Source organism: Sphaerisporangium dianthi (genome assembly GCF_042654065.1).
Taxonomy (GTDB): Bacteria; Actinomycetota; Actinomycetes; order Streptosporangiales; family Streptosporangiaceae; genus Sphaerisporangium; species Sphaerisporangium dianthi.
This window is the reverse complement of record NZ_JBHSFP010000010.1, coordinates 48,899-67,967: the sequence shown is the minus strand read 5'-3', so window position 1 is coordinate 67,967 and position 19,069 is coordinate 48,899. Positions and strand designations below refer to the sequence as shown.

At 72.3% G+C, this 19,069-nt stretch carries 18 protein-coding genes; 11 read left to right on the top strand and 7 right to left on the bottom strand.

Annotated elements, in window-relative coordinates; all coding sequences use genetic code 11:
- Positions 1 to 22: 22 nt before the first annotated feature.
- The 4 genes from ACFO60_RS16895 to ligD all read right to left on the bottom strand — a co-directional run bounded on the left by ACFO60_RS16895 (position 23) and on the right by ligD (position 2,323).
- Positions 23 to 253 carry a DUF3107 domain-containing protein gene (locus ACFO60_RS16895; protein ID WP_380841276.1) on the bottom strand — a complete coding sequence of 77 codons (231 nt, stop codon included), beginning with the start codon at positions 251 to 253 and terminating at the stop codon, positions 23 to 25.
- A 135-nt stretch (positions 254 to 388) separates the two neighbouring features.
- Entirely contained in the window at positions 389 to 1,009 is a 621-nt protein-coding gene (locus ACFO60_RS16890) for a TetR/AcrR family transcriptional regulator (protein ID WP_380841275.1), read from the bottom strand.
- A gap of 107 nt (positions 1,010 to 1,116) precedes the next feature.
- On the bottom strand, positions 1,117 to 1,350 hold the full coding sequence (locus ACFO60_RS16885; protein ID WP_380841273.1) for a hypothetical protein: 234 nt from the start codon (positions 1,348 to 1,350) through the stop codon (positions 1,117 to 1,119).
- Between the two features lie 64 nt (positions 1,351 to 1,414).
- Positions 1,415 to 2,323 (bottom strand): non-homologous end-joining DNA ligase, encoded by a 909-nt coding sequence (ligD, locus tag ACFO60_RS16880; RefSeq protein WP_380841272.1) that lies wholly within the window; start codon positions 2,321 to 2,323, stop codon positions 1,415 to 1,417.
- Between the two features lie 176 nt (positions 2,324 to 2,499).
- On the opposite strand from ligD, the gene ku reads away from it, so the two are divergent.
- A complete protein-coding gene (ku, locus tag ACFO60_RS16875; protein ID WP_380841270.1) occupies positions 2,500 to 3,426 on the top strand; it encodes a non-homologous end joining protein Ku in 927 nt (308 codons plus the stop codon).
- A 223-nt stretch (positions 3,427 to 3,649) separates the two neighbouring features.
- On the opposite strand, the gene ACFO60_RS16870 is transcribed toward ku, so the two are convergent.
- A complete protein-coding gene (locus ACFO60_RS16870) occupies positions 3,650 to 4,156 on the bottom strand; it encodes a hypothetical protein (RefSeq protein WP_380841269.1) in 507 nt (168 codons plus the stop codon).
- 325 nt (positions 4,157 to 4,481) lie between these two features.
- On the opposite strand from ACFO60_RS16870, the gene ACFO60_RS16865 reads away from it, so the two are divergent.
- The gene (locus tag ACFO60_RS16865; RefSeq protein WP_380841267.1) at positions 4,482 to 5,447 is read left to right on the top strand and encodes an alpha/beta fold hydrolase; all 966 of its coding nucleotides are present in this window, start codon (positions 4,482 to 4,484) and stop codon (positions 5,445 to 5,447) included.
- Positions 5,448 to 5,564: 117 nt separating this feature from the next.
- Positions 5,565 to 6,743: an adenylyltransferase/sulfurtransferase MoeZ gene (gene moeZ / locus ACFO60_RS16860; protein WP_380841266.1), complete on the top strand. Its 1,179-nt coding sequence runs from the start codon at positions 5,565 to 5,567 to the stop codon at positions 6,741 to 6,743.
- A 338-nt stretch (positions 6,744 to 7,081) separates the two neighbouring features.
- Here moeZ and ACFO60_RS16855 read toward each other — a convergent pair whose 3' ends face one another.
- A complete protein-coding gene (locus tag ACFO60_RS16855; RefSeq protein ID WP_380841265.1) occupies positions 7,082 to 7,387 on the bottom strand; it encodes a winged helix-turn-helix domain-containing protein in 306 nt (101 codons plus the stop codon).
- Positions 7,387 to 7,929: a hypothetical protein gene (locus tag ACFO60_RS16850; protein WP_380841264.1), complete on the bottom strand. Its 543-nt coding sequence runs from the start codon at positions 7,927 to 7,929 to the stop codon at positions 7,387 to 7,389. The genes ACFO60_RS16855 and ACFO60_RS16850 overlap by 1 nt, the downstream gene beginning before the upstream one ends.
- 124 nt (positions 7,930 to 8,053) lie before the next feature.
- Between ACFO60_RS16850 and ACFO60_RS16845 the strand changes: the two genes are divergently transcribed.
- The 8 genes from ACFO60_RS16845 to ACFO60_RS16810 all read left to right on the top strand — a co-directional run bounded on the left by ACFO60_RS16845 (position 8,054) and on the right by ACFO60_RS16810 (position 19,024).
- Complete coding sequence (locus tag ACFO60_RS16845; RefSeq protein WP_380841262.1) at positions 8,054 to 8,773, top strand: hypothetical protein; 720 nt, start codon at positions 8,054 to 8,056, stop codon at positions 8,771 to 8,773.
- Positions 8,767 to 10,074 (top strand): S8 family serine peptidase, encoded by a 1,308-nt coding sequence (locus ACFO60_RS16840; RefSeq protein WP_380841261.1) that lies wholly within the window; start codon positions 8,767 to 8,769, stop codon positions 10,072 to 10,074. The genes ACFO60_RS16845 and ACFO60_RS16840 overlap by 7 nt, the downstream gene beginning before the upstream one ends.
- Positions 10,064 to 11,014: a hypothetical protein gene (locus ACFO60_RS16835; RefSeq protein ID WP_380841260.1), complete on the top strand. Its 951-nt coding sequence runs from the start codon at positions 10,064 to 10,066 to the stop codon at positions 11,012 to 11,014. The genes ACFO60_RS16840 and ACFO60_RS16835 overlap by 11 nt, the downstream gene beginning before the upstream one ends.
- Positions 11,008 to 12,210, top strand: a complete 1,203-nt coding sequence (locus tag ACFO60_RS16830) for a S8 family serine peptidase (protein WP_380841259.1) — start codon at positions 11,008 to 11,010, stop codon at positions 12,208 to 12,210. The genes ACFO60_RS16835 and ACFO60_RS16830 overlap by 7 nt, the downstream gene beginning before the upstream one ends.
- A gap of 124 nt (positions 12,211 to 12,334) precedes the next feature.
- The gene (locus ACFO60_RS16825; RefSeq protein ID WP_380841258.1) at positions 12,335 to 12,709 is read left to right on the top strand and encodes a hypothetical protein; all 375 of its coding nucleotides are present in this window, start codon (positions 12,335 to 12,337) and stop codon (positions 12,707 to 12,709) included.
- Complete coding sequence (locus ACFO60_RS16820) at positions 12,697 to 13,011, top strand: MGMT family protein (RefSeq protein WP_380841257.1); 315 nt, start codon at positions 12,697 to 12,699, stop codon at positions 13,009 to 13,011. The genes ACFO60_RS16825 and ACFO60_RS16820 overlap by 13 nt, the downstream gene beginning before the upstream one ends.
- A 71-nt stretch (positions 13,012 to 13,082) precedes the next feature.
- A complete protein-coding gene (locus tag ACFO60_RS16815; protein ID WP_380841256.1) occupies positions 13,083 to 16,061 on the top strand; it encodes a CDP-glycerol glycerophosphotransferase family protein in 2,979 nt (992 codons plus the stop codon).
- Positions 16,062 to 16,192: 131 nt separating this feature from the next.
- Positions 16,193 to 19,024: an ATP-binding protein gene (locus ACFO60_RS16810; RefSeq protein WP_380841254.1), complete on the top strand. Its 2,832-nt coding sequence runs from the start codon at positions 16,193 to 16,195 to the stop codon at positions 19,022 to 19,024.
- Positions 19,025 to 19,069: the final 45 nt, after the last annotated feature.

The following is a 19,069-nucleotide window of genomic DNA, read 5'->3' as shown; positions in this document are numbered from 1 at the left end:
CGGACTCCCCAAAGCGGCCGGGTCAGAGCGTGCCGCCGAAGCCGACAGGACGCGACTCGTCACCGCCGATCTCGATGAAACCGAGCGCGGAGACCGGCACGATCACACGCCGGCCCTTCACGTCGGTGATGGCGAAGACCCCGCGATCAGCGGCCAGGGAGTTGCGCAGCTCCTGTTCCACCTCTTCGGCGGACAGGTCGGTCTCCAGGATGATCTCTCGGTGTACGGAGCGTATGCCGATCTTGATTTCCATCGGGCTCTCTTTCGGCGTCGGCGAGAAGTGCTGCTGCCATCGTTACTCTTCCGCGGGGCGGTTCCCGGCGTTGATCGCGTCAAGCGAACAGCGGGCGGGGGTTGATCGCCGCAGGCGAACAGCGGGTCGACGATCTCAGGTGGTGCGGGGGAAGCCGCTGATGCCCCGCCAGGCGAGGCGGGCCATGAGCTGCGTCGCGACGTCCTTGGGGATGGAGCCGTGGCTGGCCAGCCAGTAGCGCGCGCTCACCTCGGCCATGCCGACCAGGCCGACGCCGAGCAGGTGCGCCTCGTCGCTGGAGCAGCCGGTGTCCTCCTGGATCACCTGGCTGATCATCTCGGCGCTGTCGCGCAGCGAGCGCTCCATGCGCTGGCGCACCGGCGCGACATTGCGCAGGTCGGACTCGAAGACCAGCCGGAACGCCTCACCTTGGCTGGAGACGAAGTCGAAGAACGCCCCGATGGCGGCGTGGACGCGCTGCTTGTTGTCGGTCGTGGACGCGAGCGCCTCGCGGCAGCGGTTGGCCATGTCGTCGACGTGCAGGTCGAGCAGCGCCAGATAGAGCTCGAGCTTGCCCGGGAAGTGTTGGTAGAGCACCGGCTTGCTGACCCCGGCCCGCTCGGCGATCTCGTCCATGGCGGCCGCGTGGTAGCCGTTCTCCACGAAGACCTCCTGCGCCGCGTTCAGCAACTGCCGGCGGCGGGCCAGACGGGGCAGCCGGGTGCCCCGGGGCTTGGCGTCCGGGGTAGCGGTCACGGGTCACTCCTTGCGGTTCACCCACCGCGCGACGGCTGGTCGCGCGTCGGTCGGTGCTGATCGTCGATCCGGTACGAGGTTGACATCCTACGCGTGGGTAACCGGGATCAGCGATAGTCGTCGTCGTCCAGGTCCACGACGCGCTCCTGGTCGGCGGCGTCGGCCGGGTCGACGTCGTAGGGGATCTCGAGCGGCCACTCGCGGCGCTCATCCCGGATCGTCAGGCGCTGCTCGATGGCGTCGGCCTCCGGGACCTCGGTCTGGAGTTCGTCCGCGACATCGTCGAGTGGCTCAAGCGCGTCCAGCGGAGCCTCGCGGCCGCTCAGATCCATCTCCGACATCTTTCGTCCCTCCGTAGGCGGTGAGCGGTTCGGCTCGCGCGCTCCATACCCCGATGCGTCCAGACTACGGCCCCTCCGCCGCCCCGCTCCGCTTCGGCGGGGCCATGAGGTCTCCGAGTCGCGCGACGCGGTCGAGGACGTCCGCGGCGGTGAAGACGAGGTCGTCCGGACGGGCGCAGTTCTCCACCTCCTCCCATCCGATCGGGGTGGAGGCGGTGGGGATGGGGTTGGCGCGCAGAGAGTAGGGGGTGACGGTGGTCTTGGCCGGGTTGTTCTGGCTCCAGTCGATGAACACCTTCCCCGGACGAAGCTTCTTGGCCATCTGACTGACGATCTCCTCCGGACGTTCCTGCTCCATCCGCTGCGCGACGGCCTTGGCGTAGTCCCACGGGTTCTCCTCACGGCCCATCCAGGGCACGTACACCTGCATGCCCTTGTTCCCGCTGGTCTTGGGATCGCCCGTGAGGCCGTCCTCGGCCAGCACCTCGCGCAGCCGCAGCGCCACGCGGCAGCACTCGACGATCGTCGCGGGCGCGCCCGGGTCGAGGTCGAAGACCATGATGTCCGGCGGCAGCGCGCGGCCTTCCTCGTCGACCCGCCACATGGGGGTGTGGAACTCGAGCGCGGCGAGGCCGGCGAAGTACACGAGCGTGGGCAGGTCGTCGACGATGGCGTACTCGATGGTGTCGCGGTCCTTGGTGCTGCCCGGGGCGGGCAGCCTGGCCGTGCGCACCCACGCCGGCGTGTGCGCGGGACGGTTCTTCTCGAAGAAGAACTGCCCGTCCACGCCGCCGGGGTAGCGCTTGACGGTGAGCGGCCGCCCCTTGAGGTGGGCGAGCATGGCGGGCGCGACGCGGCTGTAGTAGTCGATCACCTCCGCCTTGGTGAACCCCGCCTCCGGGTACAGCACCTTGCCCAGGTTCGTGAGCGTCAGCTCCCGGTGATCGACCCTGACCCGGACCTTCTCCGCCACGCCCACCACATCCCTGAGGTTTCTTTTCCCGTGCTGACGTCGGACGCCTTTCCAGCAGATCGTGGCTTGACCGGATACGGCATTCCACACTGGGTATCTGCCCATTTAGATACTGCATTGCGCCCTTGCCGCCAGCGAACGTGCGTTCGATAGTGGGGCCGAGATGAGGAGAGGTCATGCGTAGCATCTGGAAGGGTGCCATCTCGTTCGGACTCGTCACGATCCCCGTGAAGCTCTACTCGGCGACCGAGCAGAAGGATGTGTCGTTCCACCAGGTGCACCGCGAGGACGCCGGGCGCATCAAGTACAAGCGGGTGTGCACGGTCGACGGCGAGGAGGTGCCGTACTCCGAGATCGCCAAGGGGTACGAACTGCCCGGCGGAGAGATGGTGGTGCTCACCGACGAGGACTTCGCCGACCTGCCGCTCAGCACCTCGCGCCGCATCGACGTGCTGCAGTTCACCCCGTCCGACCAGCTTGATCCGATCTTGTTCAACAAGTCGTACTACCTGGAGCCGGAAGCCGCCGGGGTCAAGCCGTACGTCCTCCTCCGGGACGCCCTCGAGCGCACGGGGCAGGTGGCGATCGTGAAGGTGGCGCTGCGCCAGCGCGAGTCGCTGGCCGCCCTGCGCATCCGGGACGGGGTGTTCGTGATGGAGACGATGCTCTGGCCCGACGAGGTCCGCGAGCCCGGCTTCGGTTTCATGGACGAGGACGTCGAGGTCCGCCCGCAGGAGTTGCAGATGGCCGAGTCGCTCATCGAGACCATGGCGGGGGAGTTCGATCCCGGCGAGTACCACGACGCCTACCGCGAGGCGCTCCAGCAGGTCATCGAGGCCAAGGTGGCGGGCAAGGAACTCGTGCGGCCGGAGGCGGCCGAGCAGGCCGGGCCGGCGGTGGACCTCATGGCGGCGCTGCGCGCCAGCGTCGACGCGGCCAAGCGCGAACGTGAGGGGACCCGCGAGAAGGCTCCGGCGGACAAGAAGAAGGCGGCGGCGAAGCCGGCCGGCGCGGTGGCCGGCCAGGCCGAGGAAAAGGCGGAAAAGCCAGAGAAGGAAGCGAAGAAGCAGGCGCCCAAGCGCCGCGCCCGCAAGTCCGCCTGACGGTCCGGCCACCCTGCCCGGGTACGGCCGGATGGTTTGCGGGTGACCGCATGGGATAGCCGGGATAAACGGCCGGTGCGGGACTTTCGCAGCGGGAAAGACCGGTTACCGGCGCGAGGAGGCCCCGGAGCGGATTCCGCTCCGGGGCCTCCTGTTAGGTGCTAGGCGGCCGGTCGTGCCTCCGGGCGGGGGCGCCGCCCGGAAGGCCGCCTAGGATCTCGGACTAGCGGTCGCCCTTGTCGTGGTGCTTCTTGCCGTGCCAGTGGTGCTCGGGCTTCCAGTGCCGGTCGTTGCGCCAGTAGTCCCTGTGCCCGCCGCCCTGGTTGTGGTTGCCGATGATGGCGCGGAAGAAGCGCGCCTCGACGATCTTGAAGAAGCAGTTGCGGTGGCCGCCCCCGTGGCTGTTGTAGTGCTTGCGGTGCCGGCCGTAACCCTTGCCGCCCCAGTCGCCGTGGTCGTCGTCGTCGTCGCCGTAGCCGTAGCCGTGGTGGCCTCCGTGGTGGCCGCCGCCGTGGCCGCCTCCGTGGTGGCAGTGGCTGCCGCCACCGTAGCCGCCACCGAAGCCGCCGCCGCCGAAGCCGCCGCCGAAGTCGTCGCCCCAGCCGAAGTTGGTAGTAACGGCCGCGGAAGCGCTCGCGCTCGTGGCCGTGGTCGCGCTGAGGCCGACGAGGCCACCGGTAAGTGCAGCGGTGACGGTCAGCGCAGCGGCGTATTTCTTGACGTCGGGCATTGCGTTTTCCCCCTTGACGCATCGGGTTGCCCAGCGGACGCATTTACTGGATTAGGAAGTAAATGCCGGGCGACTCGTTATGAGTCTTCCCACATGTCTTGTTTTCCTGGCTACCCATACGACAAACGGTGATCGCTGCCTTTTGGCAGCTACTTAACCTGCCCTTATATCTTTCAGATCAATATTTCCCGATTTGTCCGATATTTCCCGTGATCTTGGGCTCTCGTCCTACCCCTCATGACCCCCCAGCCCGGCCGCGTGAGCGCCCCAAGACGTCTGGAGCCGGGTTATCGTCGAAGCGAGGGTGAACGCGAGGGGAGAGACGGTGGACGTTCCGATACCGCACTGGCCAGGGGAGCTGCTCGACCTCGGCGACCTGGCCGTCCACGTGCGCTCCACTCCCGACGGACCGCGCGAGAAGGCCCTGTTCGTGCACGGGCTGGCGGGTTCGGCGACCAACTGGACCGACCTGATGGGCGAGCTGAGTGGCGATGTCAGGGGCTACGCCCTGGATCTCCCCGGAGCCGGCTACTCGCCCGAGCCTCCCGGCGGCGACTATTCCATCGCGGCGCACGCCGCGGCGGTCACGGCGCTGGTCGAGCGGCTCGGAGGCCCCGTCCACCTGGTCGGCAACTCCATGGGCGGCGCCGTCTCCGTACGGGTCGCGGCCACCCGCCCTGACCTGGTGCGCACGCTCACCCTCATCTCCCCGGCGCTGCCCGACCTGCTTCCCCGCTACGGCCCTGCCCGCGTCGCCATGTCGGCGGCTCCGCGCATCGGCGAGTGGGCGATGACGCGGCTGCGGTCGCTGCCGCCCGAGCGGCGCATCCGCGCGACCATGGCGATGTGCTACGCCGACAGCGGCCGGGTGCACCCCGACCGGCTGGAGGACGCCGTGGCCGAGCTGCGCCGCCGCGACGAGCTGGCCTACGCCGGCCCGGCGCTGGTCGGCTCGGCCCGCGCGCTGGTCGGCGAGTACTTCCGCCGGGGCGAGGAGAATCTCTGGCGGCTGGCCGCGCAGGTCACCGCCCCCACGCTGGTCGTCCACGGCAGGCACGACCGCCTGGTGCACCCGCGGATGGCCGTACGCGCCGGCCGCACGTTCCCCGACGTGCGCCTGGTGCTGCTGCCGCACGCGGCGCACGTCGCCCAGATGGAGTACCCCGCGCTCGTGGGCCGCCACGTGCGCCTCCTGATCCAGGAGGGCGCGCGGTCGGCCATGCCGGACGTTGCCGGGGCGAAATATCCGCAGAATCCCTGGAACCAGGAGGATACGGCGATCGTCGGATAACACTGCCGATTCGGGAATGCGGGGGCGACCGGGTTAGGTTGTGACAGACGGCGGGGCGCGTAGCCTGGACGGGCGAGCCGCCAATTAGTTAATCCCCTGAAACGGGAGCGTAGAACTGTGTCGTTGCCACCGCTGGTAGAGCCGGCCGACGAGCTGACCGTTGACGAGGTGCGCCGCTACTCTCGCCACCTGATCATCCCCGATGTCGGGATGGCCGGGCAGAAGCGGCTGAAGAACGCCAAGGTGCTGTGTGTGGGCGCCGGCGGCCTCGGTTCCCCGGCCTTGATGTACCTCGCCGCGGCCGGTGTCGGCACGCTCGGGGTCGTCGACTTCGATGTCGTTGATGAGTCCAACCTTCAACGGCAGATCATCCACGGCCAGTCGGACGTCGGCCGGCTGAAGGCCGAGAGCGCCGCGGCGAGCGTCCGCGAGATCAACCCCCTCGTCAACGTCGTCATCCACAACGTCGCCCTCACGACGGACAACGTGATGGACATCTTCGCCGCCTACGACCTCATCGTGGACGGCACCGACAACTTCGCCACCCGCTACATGGTCAACGACGCGGCCGTGCTGCTCGGCAAGCCCTACATCTGGGGCTCGATCTACCGCTTCGACGGGCAGGCGAGCGTGTTCTGGGCCGAGTACGGGCCCTGCTACCGCTGCCTGTACCCCGAGCCCCCGCCTCCCGGCATGGTGCCCTCGTGCGCCGAGGGCGGCGTCCTCGGCGTGCTGTGCGCCTCCATCGGGTCCATCCAGGTCAACGAGGCGATCAAGCTGCTGGCCGGCATCGGCGACCCGCTGGTCGGACGCCTGATGATCTACGACGCGCTGGAGATGAAGTACCGCGACGTCAAGGTGCGCAAGGACCCCGAGTGCCCGCTGTGCGGCAAGAACCCGACGATCACCGAGCTGATCGACTACGAGGCGTTCTGCGGCACGATCTCCGACGAGGCCCAGCAGGCCGCGACGGGCTCCACGATCACCGCCCAGGAGCTCAAGGACATGATGGACCGCGGTGACGACATCTTCGTCATCGACGTCCGCGAGCAGAACGAGTACGAGATCGTCAACATCCCCGGCGCCGTGCTGATCCCCAAGGGCGACTTCCTCCGGGGCACGGCACTGGAGCGGCTGCCGCAGGACAAGAAGATCGTCCTGCACTGCAAGTCCGGCGCCCGCTCGGCCGAGGCGCTGGCGGTCGTGAAGAACGCCGGCTTCTCCGACGCCGTCCACGTGGGCGGCGGCGTGCTCAGCTGGATCAAGACGGTGGACCCCTCCCTCCCCGCCTACTGACGCAAGCAAAATGAACACAGCCGGTCCTTCCCAGAGGAAGGACCGGCTGTGCTTGCTTTGCCTCGCTTCGCTCGGCGGGCTCGGGGCGCCTTTGAGGCGGCGCCGTTCGTCGTCGTTCACGAGCGCTCGTCCCTCGCACTCGCTCACTCCTCCTCACGACACCGCCGCGCCCCGAGCAGTGCCGGCTTGGCCTCGCTTCGCTCGGCGGGCTCGGGGCGCCTTTGAGGCGGCGCCGTTCGTCGTCGTTCACGAGCGCTCGTCCCTCGCACTCGCTCACTCCTCCTCACGACACCGCCGCGCCCCGAGCTGTGCCGGCTTGGCCTCGCTTCGCTCGGGGGTTAGTCGTTGGTCAGGGAGAGGCCTGAGCGGGCGACGATGTCGCGTAGGGCTTCTATGTGGGACATGTACGCCTGGCGGCCGGTCGGCGACAGTTTGAGCCAGGTGCGGGGGCGCTTGCCGACGTGGCCCTTGCGGATCACCACGTACCCGGCCGCCTCCAGCGCGGCGGCGTGCTTGGACATCACCGAGTCGCTGACCTGGACCTCGTCGCGGACGAAGGCGAACTCGGCCTCCTCCACCGCGGCGAGCAGCGACATGATGCGCAGCCGCGCCGGAGCGTGGATCACCGGGTCCAGTTCGGCCATCAGCCGGCCTCGATCGCGGCCGCTATGCGACGGGTCATCCACCAGCCGATGAGCGGGCCGGTGACCGCCATGTACGCGGTCATGGTGAGCCCGGCGTAGGTGCGCGCGTAGGGCACCCCGGCCATGGCCAGCGGCAGGGCGAGCGCCGTGCTCAGGGCGATCGCCACCATCAGCCACGCCGCGTAGGAGACCAGCAACCTCCAGGTGACCAGGCTGCGGTGAGGGCGCTGCCTGCGGACGAACACCACCGCGCCCACCATGCCGCCCATCGCGAGTGTGAGCACGATGAGGCCCGCCACCATCACCGGGCCGGGGGTGCCTCGCTCGGTGCAGAACTGTACGCCGGTGATGTAGAGGGCGAGGCCGGTGGTGTACCAGGCAGGGAACCAGGGCCGGGCCCTGATCACGCGGGCCTGCGAGTCGCGGATCTCGCGCAGGGTGCGCGCGGCCTCCTCGGGGGTGACGCGCGCGGCGTCCCCGTATGAGTCCTCGGGGGTGACCTGCGCGGCGTCGCGGGGGGCGTCGTCGGGCGTGGCGTCCATGTCGGCTCCTCACTTTCCAGTTAGGAAAGTACTTTCTCCTTTCCATACCGTCAAGTACTTTCCAATGGGGTTTATGCGGATGGAACGCCGGATGTCCCCTTCTCCGGGCGTTAAGGTCGGGCAGGTGAGTGTCCCGCGTGCCTGGCCGCCCTTGGTGGTGGCGTCAGCGCTCACCTTGGTCTGCGCGGTGGCCGCCGGCGTGTCCGCCGGGGTCGCCGGGACCGAGCTGACCCGCGGCCCCAGCGCCGCCGAGATCCGGCGGGCGACGGCCGAAGAGACCGCCCGCCGCTGGCAGGTCTGGCCCGCCGGCAAGATCTTCCCGGCCACGCTGCCGTACGTCGCCGAGCAGGGCGGCAAAGAGAGCGCCCGCCGCATCGGCATCTCCTCCCGCACCGACTGCTCGGCCGCGGTGGACGCCGCGCTGCGGGTGACGCTGAAGGCCGCGCACTGCCGTGCCGTGCTCCGGGCGACCTACTTGGACGCCCTCCAGGGCGTGGTGGTGACCGTCGGCGTCGCGGCCTTCCCCGACCAGGCGTCCGCGCTCGCGGCACGTGCCGCGTTCCCGCAGGGAGGCGTGCCCTCGCCGGGGCTGCGCGCCCTGGCCTTCCCGCAGACCGTCGCCGACCGGTTCACCGCCGCCGCCCGCCAGTCGTCCTCCCTGGCGCAGTCCGGGCCGTATCTGGTGGTCACCACGGCCGGCCAGGTCGACGGCCGGCCCGCCCGGTCGGTCGGCCGCCAGCGCTCCACGATCTTCGCCTTCGCCTCCGACCTGGCCGAGCGCGTCCTGCGCACGCTGTCCGTCCCCGCGCGGCCCGACTGTGCCGGAAAGGACTGGCAATGCTGAGGGCCGCCGCGGCGTTCCTCGCCATCCTCGCGGCCGGGCTGGTCCTCGGGCCCGCGCTCCTCCTTCCGCCCGCCGCCTCCGCCGACCAGGTGCGCGGCAGCCAGCGACAGGTGCTGCGCACCCTTGACGTGGCCGACGCCTGGCGGGTGACCCGGGGGGCCGGCGTCCTGGTCGCGGTCCTCGACTCGGGGGTCGACCCCCGCCACCACGACCTCGCGGGCTCGGTGGTCACCGGCCCCGACCTCACCCGTGGCGCCAACCCGAGCGGCACCGCGCCCCGCCGCCTGCACGGCACGTACATGGCATCGCTGATCGCCGGGCACGGGCACGGGCCTGGCCGCTCCGACGGGGTGATCGGGGTCGCGCCCGCCGCCCGGGTGCTGTCGGTGCGGGTCATCCTGGAGGACGACGAGCCGGGTTTCCAGACCTTCAACTCCCAGGCGCGGTACGAGAACGTCGTCGCGCGCGGCATCCGGTACGCCGTCGACAAGGGCGCGCGGGTCATCAACATGTCGATCTCCAAGGACCGGCCGACCAAGCAAGAGCGGGCGGCCATCAGGTACGCCGTCTCCAAGGGCGTGGTGCTGGTGGCGGCGGCCGGCAACGAAGGCGCCGGCCGCCGCGACGGGCCGTACTCCTATCCGGCGTCGCTCCCAGGGGTGATCTCCGTCGGTGCGGCCGACCACGGGCTGCACAAGGCGTCGTTCTCCAACCGCAACTCCCTGGTGCTGCTGGCGGCGCCCGGCGTGAACGTCTTCGGCGCGGGGCCCGGCGACCAATACTGGGTCGGGCGGGGCACCTCCCAGGCGACGGCCCTGGTCTCCGGCGTCGCCGCGCTGATCAAGGCCAGGTACCCGCGGATGTCCCCCGCGCTGGTCGCCCAGGCGCTCACCACCGGGGTCACGCGCAGGCCCGCCCGGGGGTACGACCCCGGCGTGGGCTTCGGCGTGGTGAACGCGGCCCGCGCGCTCGCCGAGGCGGCCAGGCTGGCGCGCCACCGCCACACCGCCTCCGGGCCCGGCGCCCAGGACGCCGACCTGCCCATGTCCGCCGCCACCGGCGCCGAGCCCTCTCCGCTGCCGCCGGTGCGTGTGGTGCGGCGCGACACGGGCATGATCACTCTGTACGGCGGGGTCGCCCTGGCGGCCACCGCCGGGGCCGGGGTGAGCCTGACGGCGATGATCCTGCTCCTGCGGCGCGGTGGGCGCGGCAGGAGGGTAAGGCGGACACCACGGAACGCGAGGGAGGCGAGGGGGCCGGTGGCGGCGGGTGCCGACGTAGCATCGAAGTATGTCGCCTGAGGAGCCACGGGCGCGGCCGGTGACGCCCTGGCCCGCGCGTGCCGCGGGCGCGCGCGGCGCGCCCCGGCTTCCCGCGGCCGGTCGCGGCGCCCGAGCCGGTTCCCGGGCATGGACGGACGGCTCCGGCCCGGCCGGCGGGGCGGCGCGGCCGTGGAGCGGCGCCCGGGCACGGGCCGCGCGCTTCCAGGCCGCCATCGACCGCGAGGAACTCGAGCGGGGCGTCCGGTTTCGTTCCCTGTTCCTGCTGATCATGGGGACGATCCTGGCCATCGCGGCGATCAACGTGCTGCTCGGCTCGGTCGGGCTGCTGCAGGAGACCCGTTCCCGGCCGCTCACGGTGGCCGAGCGGGCCCGGTACGCCGAGCAGGACGTCGCGCGGCGCTGGCAGGCATGGCGGGCCGACGCCGTCTTCCCCGCCCAGGTCGAGTACCTCGGGCTCTCCCGGGTCCGGCAACTCGCCCGGCGCGTCGGCATCGCCCCCGAGGCGCCGTGCTCCTCCGTGGTGGACTCCTCCGTCGCCTCGGTGCTGCGCCGGCACGGCTGCCGCACCATGCTGCGCGCGACCTACGTCGACCAGACCTCGACCTTCGTGGTGACCGTGGGGGTGGCCGTGCTGCCCAATGAGGAGACCAGGGTGGACACCGCCGCCGACCTGCCCGTGGACGACCGCGTCGGCGTCCGCCCCGTGGCCTTCCCCGGCACGGTCACCGACCGGTTCGGGGCCGCGCAGCGCCAGCGCACCGCCTGGACCGGGGCCGGGCCCTACATCATCTTCTCCAGCGCCGGGTACGCCGACGGCCGCACGCGCGACGCCGTGCCGCCTGAGGAGATCACCCACAGCGAGCTGTGGCCGATGGCCCAGTCGGTCGCCGGGCACGTCGCCAGAGGCCTCGCCGCTCCGCCCGACATCCCGCGGTGCACCCAGGGGAACGTGTGTTGAGGGCGGCCGGCGCCCTCGGCGCCGCGCTCGCGCTCGCGGGGCTGCTGGCAGGGCCGGCGGCGGCGCAGGACGCGCGCGACAGGCAGGCGCAGGACGTGCGCGGCAGGCAGCAGTGGGTGCTCGACGCGATCAAGGCCGGGCAGGCGTGGAAGACCACCCGCGGCGCGGGGGTCACCGTGGCCGTGATCGACAGCGTCGTCGACGTCAAGACGCCGGTCCTGAAGGACAAGGTCACCGTCGCGCCCGACATGCGCTCGAGCATGTTCGACGACGAGACCGTCGCCACCGGCCCGCACGGCACGGCGATGGCCTCGCTCATCGCCGGATCGGGGCGCGACGGCGGTCTCATCGGCGTGGCGCCCGAGGCGCGCATCCTGTCGGTGCCGGTGCTCGACGAGAGCGAGCCCGAGGCGAACCTCATCGAGCCCGACGACGGTCTCGGCCTGCCGTCCGAGAGCCCGCTCTCGCGGGCGATGCGGTACGCGACCGACCACGGGGCCCAGGTCATCAGCATGTCGCTCGGCGAGTACGCCACCCAGCGGGCCGACCGCCAGGCGGTCGCCTACGCACTGGCGCGCGGGGTGGTCCTGGTGGCGGCCGTGGGCAACGACGGCGACTCCCAGGCGGCGCAGAAGCGCGGCACCTCGTTCTGGAGCTTCCCGGCGGGCTACGCCGGGGTGATCGGCGTCGGCGCGGTCGACAGGCGCGGCCGGCCGGCGGGCTTCAGCAGCGACAACCTCTCGGTGCTGGTCGGCGCGCCCGGCGTCGGCGTGCCTGCGGCGATCCCCGGCGGCGGGTACACGGAGGTGGAGGGCAGCAGCGCCTCGACGGCCCTGGTCTCCGGAGTCGTCGCGCTGATCAGGGCGAAATATCCGAGCCTGCCCCCCGAGCTGGTCTCCCGTGCCATCGCCTCCAGCGCCAAGGGGAGGCCGCGGGCCGGATATGACGACAAGGTGGGGTTCGGCGTCGTCGACGCGGCCGCCGCGCTCACCCGCGCCGGCGAACTGGCCGGCTACCGCGGTTCGGTGGCCGTCCGCGGCGACCTGCATTTCGGCAACGGCGCGACCGCGCCCGCGCCCACCCCGCCGGGCGCCGATCCCGTGCGGCTGTGGGTCTACGGCGTCGGCGTCCTCCTCGGCCTCATCGGGTTCGGCGCCGCCGTCGTCGTGCTGACGAGGCGGGCCGAACGGCAATGATCACATGAGGGCCGCGATCCGGGTGCTTTTTGGTGGCCGTTCGGTGGCATTTCGGATGCGGTCTGACCGTTGTCGCCCCATTCCGTACCGCAGATCCGTAAAGATTCGCTAGGGTTCCCATCTCGTGGGATACGAGTTGCGCGTACATCGCGAATCGCCGCTCGCCTACGCCGAGATCACCGAGGTGACGGCGTCGGCGGACGCCGGCCTGGAACTGCGGGGAACGCCCGAGTCCGGCCAGGTCTTCGCCCGTCACGGCGAGGCCGAGCACGCGGTCGCCTCCTGGCAGGGGCGCCTGTTCGGAGAGCCGACCTCTGACTGGCATGTCGCCCATCTCGCCCGTCTCGCCGAGATGCTCGGCGGCGGCCTGATCGGCGAGGACGGCGAGGCGTACGGCATCCGCGACGGCATCGTCGAGCAGGTGAACGGCGAGGCGACCTACGAGTTCGGCAAGCTCGAAGAGCTCCTCGTCCTCGGCCCCGCGCAGTGGAGCACGTGACCGGAGATCCGACGCCCTTCGCCGAGCGGGTGCTCGACCTGGTCGAACGCATCCCGCCGGGGAAGGTCATGTCCTACGGCGACATCGCCGAATACCTCGGGGAGGGCGGGCCGCGGCAGGTCGGCCGCGTGATGTCCACCTGGGGCGGCGGTGTGCCGTGGTGGCGGGTGGTCCGTTCGGACGGCGATCCGGTGCAAGGGCACGAGAGCAGGTGTCTTGCGCGCTGGCGGGACGAGGGCACGCCCATGAGAGGGGAAAGAGCCGATATGCGCCACGCCCGATGGCGGGGAGATCATCAGTGATTTCTCAGTAACTCGCATTACCATTCCAGGAACGCCCCTTACGGTGAGACTGGAAAGGCGGTGCCTCCCCGATGGCCACCGGTGCCACGCCCGCGCGCAGCGGTGACATCGTCGCCGACCGGCTGCGGGCCGCCCAGGACCTCTATGACAGGGGAGATCCGCTCGACGCCGTGATCGCGGCCGTTCACTCCGCGGGGCTCACCCGCGCCGAGCGCCGCAGGCTGCACTACGAGGCGCTCAACGGGCCGCTCGCCCTGCGCCTCGAGACGGCCGCCCGCCGGGACGCCACCCGCCTGCGCCAGGCCATCGACCTGCTCCGCGACTACCTGTCCGGCGTCGACGCCTCCGTCAAGCGCCGCCTGCCGGTGGCCCGCCGGCTCGCCTACCACCTCATCGAGCGGCGCGACCCGCGCGAGCTCGCCGAGGGTGACGAGCTCGCGGGCCTGGTCGCCGCCACCGCCGAGCCCTCCAAGCGGGTGCGCCGGGGCCTCGCCTGGTACGCCGACCTGCCGGTCAGCGCGCCGCGGTCGCTGTTCCGGCTGCGCAGGTCCGACCTGGTCCCGGTGACCGAGATCACCGACGTCTCGTGGCACGACGGGCGGCTGCGCGTCACCGGTCACGCCTACCTTGTCGGGCTGTCGGTGCGCAGCAGGCGCTTCAACCGGGCCACCGTGGTGCTGCGCGGCCCTCGCTGGGTGCCGCCGATCTCGGCCCGCACCCGCCGCGTCTACCGGCCGCAGGCCACGCACGACGCCGCGGAGCCCGGGTGCAACTACGACTGGGCCGGTTTCGCCGCGGAGATCAAGCCTTGGTCGCTGCGCTGGCGCTCGGCCCTGCGCGCCGTCGTCCACGGCGCGCAGCGCATGCTCCGCGGTCGCCCGGCGGTCCCCGACACCACGACCTGGCGCGCCGACATCGTCATCTGGAGCCGGGGCGCGCGGGCCACCGGCGCCCTGCGCGGTCCTGTCACGGGGCGCACCGAGCGGCCGGCGGGCCTGCGCGTCCGTCCCGGTTGGTGGGTGCGCCCGGCGTGGACCTCCGACCGGGTGCTCCAGGTCGTGCTGCAGCCGACCCGGGCTCGGTTGACGGGCGTGAGCCACGACGGCGACCAGATCGAGCTGACCGGCTTCCTGCCGGGCACCAAGGTCACCAAGGGGCGGGCCCGTCTCGGCGGGCACCGCATCGCCGCCGAGTTCACCCCGGCCGAGGGCGGCACGCGGTTCTCCGTCGCCCTCGCCGTCTCCACGCTCATGAAGGAGCAGGACGCCCGCAGGCTCTGGGTCGAGCCGAGGGGCGATCCCGCCGCGCCGGTCATGATGGACGACGACGCCGAGACGCGCGTCGGCGTCGGCCGCCGGGAGATCACCGTGCTGCGCGACCGCCGCGACCGCGCCGTGGTCTCGGCGCACCGCGTCTGGCCGGTCATCACCTCGGCCGGCTGGGGCGACGACGGCGTCCTCACCCTGACGGGCGCCTACCCCGACTCCGAGCAGGGCCAGCGCGACCTCGTGCTGCGCCAGCGCGCGGGCCTGACCTACCGCGTGCCGCTGGTCCGCTCCGGGGACGGGTTCTCCGTTCGCGTCCCGCCGGGCGCCATGCCGAGGTTCGCCGGCACGGTGGCGCTGGCGTCGGGCACCTGGAGCCTGTCGGTCGCGGGCGGCAAGGGCACCACCGCGCCGCTGCGGGTCGACCACCGCCTGCTCGACACGCTGGACGAGGGCGTCCACATCGTGGGCGGCCGAGAGTACCGCCTGGTGGCGACGCGTTTCGACGTGCCCGTCCTGATCGCAGCCGAGCGCCGTCCCGACGACGAGAGGGGCGCGGGCGGCCTGTGGGGGCTGCGCCGGGTGCACTATCCCGCCGAGCGGCGGCGCGAGCTGCGCGACGCGACGGTGTACGTCTCCTTCGACGGCAGGTCCTACTCCGACAACGCCCGGGCGGTGTACGAGGAGCGGCTGCGCCGCGGCGACGACCGCGAGCACATCTGGGTGGTCAAGGACGGCGCGTTCGTGCCGCCCGACTCGGCCGAGCTCGGCCTTCCCCCCGGCATCACGCCGACCGTGGTGCGCGAGGGGAGCCGCGAGCACTACACCGCGCTGGCCCGCTCACGCCACATCGTCACCAACACGTTGCTGCCCCAGTGGTTCCGCGCCCGCGAAGACCAGATCTGCGTGCAGACCTGGCACGGCACCCCGCTCAAGCGCGTCGGCGGCGACCAGCGTCACATGTCCCGCGAGCCCCGGCCGGCCGCCTGGTACCGCCAGGCCGCCGAGGTCGCCAACTGGGATCTGCTCGTCACCCAGAGCTCGTGGGCCTCCGAGGTGCTGCGCCGGGCCTTCGGGTACGGCGGTGAGATCCTCGAGTCAGGCCTGCCGCGCAACGACGTGCTCACCTCGCCCGAGCGGGCCGAACTGGCGGCGGCCGTGCGGCGCAGCCTGGGCATCCCGGCGGGCAAGCGGGTGGTGCTCTACGCGCCGACCTGGCGTGACCATGACCGCAGGAACGCCTCGGTGCGCCTTGATCTGGCCGAGGCCCGGCGGGTGCTCGGCCGCGACCACGTGCTGCTCGTGCGCGGCCACATGATGCAGGCGCCGCCGGTGGCCGCCGGGCTCGTGGTCCCCGGCCCGGCCTCGCTGGTCCGGCCGGGCCCGATGACCCGGGAGTACCCCTTCGCCCTCGACGTCACGAATTATCCAGACATGGCAGACCTGTTGCTGATCGCGGACATGCTGATCACCGACTACTCCTCGGTCATGTTCGACTTCGCCGCCACCCGGCGTCCGATGATCTTCTTCGGCTACGACCTCGAGCGATACCGCAACAGCCGCGGCCTCTATCTGGACCTTCGCACCCAGGCCCCCGGCCCGCTGCTGGCCGAGAGCGCCGACGTCATCGAGGCCGTGCGCCTGATCGACGCCCTCTCGGGCGACTACGCCGACCGGTACGAGGACTTCGTCCGCACCTACGCCCCCCGCGACGACGGCAAGGCCACCGCCCGCCTCGTCGAGCACACCTTCGCCCCCGCCCCTCAGCGAGGACCGTTCCCCTAGGGCCGCATGGGTCCCCTTGGGGTGGTTGACCGCATCCGCAACACGGCTGTTACGCCCGGGGGTTGACCTTGACCGATCGTACGTGGATAACTGACCCGGGGGGTCATGTATCCCGTACCTTGGAGCAGTGGATGAGCGGCGTGCCCTCGCCCGCACTGGTAGGTCGCGCCTCTGAGCTGCGGGCTTTGATCAACGCGATGACTCGCCCGCCCGCCGTGGTTCTCGTGGAGGGCGAGGCCGGCATCGGCAAGACACGCCTGGTCCGCGCCGCCCTCGGCCGCCTGGCGTCCGGCGACCGGGCCGTCCTGCTCGGCTACTGCCACCAGATCCGCGAGCCGTTCCCGTACGGGCCGGTGTTCGAGGCGTTACGCGACATCGCCGGCCGGCTTCCCGAGCCCGACGCGCTCAACCCGGTGACCGGGGCACTGCGCGGCTACCTTCCCGAGCTGTCCGGCGCCCTGCCGCCGTCCCCGCCTCCGCTGGAGGACCCCCGCGCCGAGCGGCACCGGGTGTTTCGCGCGATCCGCGCCCTGCTGGCGGCCGTCGCGCCCGCCGTCCTGGTCATCGAGGACCTGCACTGGGCCGACGACGGCACCCGCGACCTGCTGCGCTTCCTGGCCGGCCAGCCGCCCGCCGGGCTCGCGCTCGTGGCCACCTACCGGCGTGAGGACCAGGGGGCGGGCCGCTCGCCGCTCGGCCGCGCCTACCGCCACCAGCCCGACACCACGAACATCGTCGTGCCGCTCGCCCCGCTGGACGTCTCCGCCGTCGCCAGCCTGGCCGGCGCGCTGCTGGACAGGTCCGACCTGTCCTCCCGGTTCGTCGCGCGGCTGCACGAGCGGACGGCGGGCATCCCGTTCGTCGTGGAGGAGATCGTCCGGTCCTTACCGGGCGCGCTGGACCCCGACGCGCTCGACCGCGTCGGAGTGCCGCTGCTGCTGCGCGAGGCCATGGCCGATCGCATGGCGGGGCTGCCGGCGGCGGCCGTGGGCGCGGTGCAGGCGGCGGCGCTGCTCCGGCTCCCCGCGGGTGAGCAGCTGATCACGGCGGTCGGCGGCACCTCGGCCGGGCTGGGGGAGGCGCTGAGGGCCGGCGTCCTGCACGAGCACGCGGGCGGCCGGTACGGCTTCCGCCACGCGCTGGCCCAGCAGGCGGTGTACGACGCCATCCCCGGCCCCGACCGCAGGTCAGGGCACGAGCGCGCCGTGGCGGCGCTCGTCGGCATGGACTCCCCGCCTCTGGTGCAGCTCGCCTTCCACGCCCGGCAGGCCGGCGACACCGAGGCGTGGCTGCGCCACGGGACCGCCGCCGCCCAGCAGGCCGCCGCGCTCGGCGACACCGCCGTGGCGGTCGAGGTCATCGAGGGCATGCTGGACGATCCGGAGCTGCCCGCGCCCGAACGGGGCCCGCTCGCCCTGATGCTCGGCCGCTTCGCGGCCACGGGCCTGTCCCATCAGCGGGTGGTGCGGCTGTTACGCCACGTGCTGCGCGACGACTTCCTGTCCAGGGACGTGCGCGCCGAGGCCCGGCTGAGCCTGGGCGTCGTCCTGTCCAACCAGGCGGGCGACACCGCGGCCGGGCGGCCGGAGATCATGGCTGCCTGCGCCGAGCTGAGCCACCGGCCGACCCTGGCCGCCCGGGGCTGGGCCAGCCTGGCCATGCCCGGGTGGGGCGTCGAGCCGCTGGCCAAGCACCGTGAGTGGATGGAGCGCGCCGAGGCGCTCGTCGCGACCGCCGACAATCCCGAGCTGGCCGCCGCCGTCCTGGCGAACCGGGCCTCGCTGGAGATGACCATCGGCTCTCCCCGCGCGTTCGCCGTCGCCGCGACGCTGCCGTCCGGCGACCCGTCCACGGCCGTCAGGCGCGAGGCCGCCCGCGCGTACTGCAACCTGCACGACTCGGCGACCACCCTCGGCCACTACGCCGCGGCCGAGAGGTTCGGCCGCGAGGGGCGGCGGCTGGCGGCCGAGACCGGCGCGCAGTACCCCGCCTACCTGCTCGACGTCTCGACCATCCGCAGAGAGTGGCTGACCGGCCGGTGGGAAGGGCTGCGCGACCGGGCGGTCGCCCTGGGCGAGCTGGCCACCGAGACGCCGCTGATCGTGGTGGACTTATGGCTGGTGCTGGGATGGCTGGCCCTTGCCACCGGCGAGTGGGACGAGGCCATCAGGCACTTCCAGGGCGCCGGCCTCGACGCGCCGGAGGCCCGGTACGTCCCCGTCGCGCTGGCCGCCGCCGGCGGGATGATCGAGCTGCACCTGGCCCGCGGCGCGCTGGACCGCGCCGTCGCCGAGGCCGAGCAGGCGACGAACCTGCTGCGCCGCAAGGGGGTCTGGGTGTGGGGGGCCTACCTGGTGCCCTCCGCCGTCAGCGCGATGGCCTGGGGCGGCCGGGCCGGCCGGGCCGCCGAGCTGGTCGCCGAGTACGCCCGCGGCATCGCGGGACGGGTCGCGCCCACCGCCGGCGCCGCGCTCGACGCGGCCCGCGGCGCCCTCGCCGCCTGCGAACGCCGGCACACCGACGCCGCGGCGTACTACGCGGCGGCCCGCGAGGCGTACACGGTCATGCCGCAGCCGTACGCGGCGGCGCGGGCGGGAGAGGGAGAGGCGCGGGCCAGGCTCGCCCTCGGCGACGCCGCCGCCCCCGCCGCGTTCGCCGAGCTGGCCGAACGGTTCGGCGAGATGGGCGCGACCCATGACGCCGCTCGGTGCCGGCGCGTGCTGCGCGACATCGGCGTCGAGGTCCACCTTCCCCGCCCGCGCGGCGGCCGGCCGCACAGGAACGGGGCGGGGGCGCTGTCGCAGCGCGAGCGGGAGGTGGCCAGGCTCGTCGCGCTCGGCCGCACCAACCGGGAGATCGCGGACGTGCTGTTCCTGTCCAGGCGCACGGTCGAGAGCCACGTCGCCACCGTGCTGCGCAAGCTCGGCGTCCGCTCCAGGACCGAGGTCACCCCGCCCGTCTGACCGAGATGTCCAGGCCGGGCGGGCACAGGCGCGCCGGCGCCGCCG

Excerpts from the sequence above, each read along its gene's own strand:
- ACFO60_RS16885 (WP_380841273.1), bottom strand. The coding sequence starts at position 1,350 with ATGTCGGAGATGGATCTGAGCGGCCGCGAGGCTCCGCTGGACGCGCTT.
- ACFO60_RS16815 (WP_380841256.1), top strand. The coding sequence starts at position 13,083 with ATGGCCACCGGTGCCACGCCCGCGCGCAGCGGTGACATCGTCGCCGAC.
- ACFO60_RS16855 (WP_380841265.1), bottom strand. The coding sequence starts at position 7,387 with ATGGCCGAACTGGACCCGGTGATCCACGCTCCGGCGCGGCTGCGCATC.
- ACFO60_RS16895 (WP_380841276.1), bottom strand. The coding sequence starts at position 253 with ATGGAAATCAAGATCGGCATACGCTCCGTACACCGAGAGATCATCCTG.
- ACFO60_RS16870 (WP_380841269.1), bottom strand. The coding sequence starts at position 4,156 with ATGCCCGACGTCAAGAAATACGCCGCTGCGCTGACCGTCACCGCTGCA.
- ACFO60_RS16840 (WP_380841261.1), top strand. The coding sequence starts at position 8,767 with ATGCTGAGGGCCGCCGCGGCGTTCCTCGCCATCCTCGCGGCCGGGCTG.
- ACFO60_RS16835 (WP_380841260.1), top strand. The coding sequence starts at position 10,064 with ATGTCGCCTGAGGAGCCACGGGCGCGGCCGGTGACGCCCTGGCCCGCG.
- ku (WP_380841270.1), top strand. The coding sequence starts at position 2,500 with ATGCGTAGCATCTGGAAGGGTGCCATCTCGTTCGGACTCGTCACGATC.
- ACFO60_RS16810 (WP_380841254.1), top strand. The coding sequence starts at position 16,193 with ATGAGCGGCGTGCCCTCGCCCGCACTGGTAGGTCGCGCCTCTGAGCTG.
- ACFO60_RS16850 (WP_380841264.1), bottom strand. The coding sequence starts at position 7,929 with ATGGACGCCACGCCCGACGACGCCCCCCGCGACGCCGCGCAGGTCACC.